The organism is Microcoleus harperi Pol14_C6 (assembly GCF_036701295.1).
Taxonomy (GTDB): Bacteria; Cyanobacteriota; Cyanobacteriia; order Cyanobacteriales; family Microcoleaceae; genus Microcoleus.
The window spans coordinates 1-2,750 of the sequence record NZ_JAUBQN010000102.1 but is presented as its reverse complement, the minus strand read 5'-3'; the positions used below and the strand labels follow the sequence as shown (position 1 = coordinate 2,750).

Annotated in this window: 1 protein-coding gene; it reads right to left on the bottom strand. The window is 38.3% G+C overall.

Features of this window, described 5'->3' with window-relative positions:
• Positions 1-1,323 precede the first annotated feature (1,323 nt).
• On the bottom strand, positions 1,324-2,319 hold the full coding sequence (locus QUA27_RS27135; protein WP_333072144.1) for a transposase: 996 nt from the start codon (positions 2,317-2,319) through the stop codon (positions 1,324-1,326).
• Positions 2,320-2,750: the final 431 nt, after the last annotated feature.

Below are 2,750 nucleotides of genomic sequence, written 5' to 3'. Positions count from 1 at the left end.
ACCAATCGTGCCTCCTAGAAGGCCACCTTGCCTCGGCGATCGCTTGACGCAGATTGTGCCAGTTGCGTAAGTCCTGACTTTTTTAAATTTCCGGGCGCTCGAATGCCATCTTATTCGACAATGAGACGGGTAATGATGTTGCTGGATACCTCAAATTTCATCGAGGTATTTAATCAGTGGGTCGCAGCTTAACCCCTGTCAATTTAGGTACTGATTGGGTATCAATAGATGGTAAATGTCTCAGGCATTTCCTGGGTTAACCCTGACAAAAATTCTCAAGATTTTGTGTCAATGCTGTCTTTATTCAGTCAAACGAGTGGCTGGGTACTTGGGTTACAAAAAATTGATCGCAAAAAAACTTCAGCAATCAAGTGCGTACAAGAACTGGTAAACACAGAGAAAACTAGCGGTAGAGTATTTACCTTGGATGCTTTACACGGCGCCAAAAACAGACAACTACTCTAATAACTCAATCAAAAAATGATTATACTATCGCCCTCAAAAGCCATCAAAAAAAACTGTTAAAAGCTGCCTGAAAAATTAGCAACGAGCGCCCAGGTATCACGGAGAATCAAACAGTAGATATCAGCCACGGCCGTCAGATAGTAAGAAAGGTATCCGTATTTAATATTGAGTCGATAAATTCCGATGAATTTAACTCAGAAGATTGGGGCAATATTAGGAGCTTAGTTAAAGTAGAAAGAAGTGGAACTCGCCGCCCTTAAAGATTACGAGCATCTTGCTTATTAGATTAGCAGTTTCTCTGCATCGGCAGAGACATTTGCGTCAAAAATCCGGGGTCATTGGTTAATTTAAAATCAATTACATTGCGTAAAGGATGTAATTTTTTGAGAAGATCTTTGGCCGAGACACAATTATAAAGCCGTCACTAACTTATCGATTTTAAGTACGAGAGCCGTCAAATTTTACCGAGTTTTAGGCTTTTTGTCAGTAAAAACAGGACAACGATGGTTGGGTTATAACTTATCCAAGCTAATACTTATCAGCAGTTAACACAGTATTCGAGCGGTTTATTGTCGCTCTAATTTACAACATTTTATCAGTTAAGCCGTTGCTCGGCAAGGCAGACGGTTAATTTTCATATTACAATACTCCGGACAGTTTTTAAGCAGCTAGAGTACCATAAGACAAGACTGAGAGGATGCTAGGATGATTTAAAATCAAGTTTTAGTCTAAATCTAACTTGCTAATAAATGTATAAAGTAGATGCCAGTTGAGTTCTCGGCGTTTATAATAAGCCCTTGAAAACACGAAAAAATTGGCAGATGAGTGACGATTATAGGCGTCATATTTGGCTAAATTTCAGGCGATTAGACTGGCATTAAAATGAAAATCAAGCCGTTGGCTATTCAGAGATTGACAATCGGACAAACCAGTAAATTGTTTAGCATCACGAAACATGAATTCAATTTGAAAACGAGCTTGATAATACTCAAGTATTTGCTCGGCTGGGAGATTGATATCAGTGCTAAATAATAAAACATTTTTGGTTTGACCGTTAGTTTGAAGCTCAGATATACAAGCCAAACGAATTTTACATTTTAAGGAACAACTTCCTACTACTAATGAATAAAGCTTAACTCCCGGCTTGAGTTTTTTGATGAAAGTTAGATTATTCAAATTATTGCAGTCAACTTTACCATCGTATTTACGAGGAGCGCCGAATTTATTTTTTTCTCCGGCATAGAGGTAATTTAGGTTGGCATCAACCCTTAATTTACTAATTAAATTTAAATCTGACTCCCGTACAGCATCCCAAAATTTAGCGCGGCAATAATAGCCATCAGCCACCAAATAACGTACAGAGTCTGGCAACAAAGAACGAGTGTTTTTCAAATGCTTAGCATAGTCATCAACTCTTGTTATCTCAGGCATTGAGGTTTCAGACACCTGTTTTTTACAGCGTTTTTTTAGTTTGTTTTTCGAGTAACAGCTCGGTGTTTTTTCGGTAGTTCTGTGGTCTGACGCGAATTCGTCAAGTTGCACGGTTAAACTATAGGAAATATGAGTTTCAACTTCGACCAGGGAAATTACATAAATTTCTAATCCCTGTTCAGCTCTCCCCGCGACACCATTATAAAAATAACCTTTTCCCTCAGTTTTTTTTCCACTTTTTCTCAAAAAAGAACAATCAATAACGGCAATAATTGTGCGTTCATGATTCAAGGATTTTTTGAGAAAATATTTAGATAATTGGCACCAGTCAAAAAAATTAAAAAATTGGCGTCGATAAGTTTTTTCATTCACTGAACTATAACTGCCCAGATTGGTGAAGTTCACTTTGCCATAAACCAGCATAATTGTGGAAAGCTTTCGTCACCATAAACTTTTTTTGTGCTTGACTCACCCCTGACATTTGTTGTAAGATAGATTCAATAATATTCATTAGACAGTCTGTTAAGCTCGGTTTTTTTAAGCTTAACTTAAAGAGGGTCTTTTTTTCGGCCTTTTGGATTCAAATTCCACTGACTTTTTTGTGGACGGTCGCTCGCGTCTCTATTCCAAAACTGTCCGGAGTATTGATATTAAATATTAGCGACTTTTGAGGGAGCGCAAAAATCTGGGCGTTCGCTCAACATAATGATTTCCCATTCTCAAATTTTAGCAGCGCTAAAATTTGAGAATGAAACCGCCCTACCTCCTTGGGGTGGGTGATATCAAGTCCGGTAGCACCGGACTTGTATAATGGGGTGTAGTTAATCGCTCATGCGAGCGTACAATTATGGGAA